Source organism: Peribacillus sp. SIMBA_075, from assembly GCF_046534585.1.
Window position 1 is genome coordinate 1 of the sequence record NZ_JAWRYN010000266.1, and the last position, 337, is coordinate 337.

The 337-nt window shown below is 35.6% G+C and carries 1 protein-coding gene; it reads right to left on the minus strand.

Annotated elements, in window-relative coordinates:
- Window positions 1-337: radical SAM protein (locus tag SB775_RS28180; RefSeq protein WP_410864468.1), on the minus strand; the 337-nt coding region annotated here is incomplete at both ends.

The window sequence follows — 337 nt, forward strand, 5'->3', positions numbered from 1 at the left end:
CCAGCTTCTTTTAATGCCTTTGCTTGTTTCGTTAAATGAATAGCATTTGTCGTTAATCCTATATCTACTAATCCATCAATTTTCACAAGACGTGCAATAAGTTTTGTTAAATCTTTACGAAGCAGTGGTTCGCCACCAGTAATTCTAATTTTTCGTACACCGATGCTAACAAACACTTTTGCCAAACGCTCAATTTCATCAAACGTTAGTAAAAACTCATCTTTCAAAAAAGCATAATCAGGCCCAAATACTTCCGCTGGCATACAATATGTACATCTAAAATTGCAACGATCAATGACAGATATGCGTAAATCTTGAAGTGGGCGTCCAAAAAAGT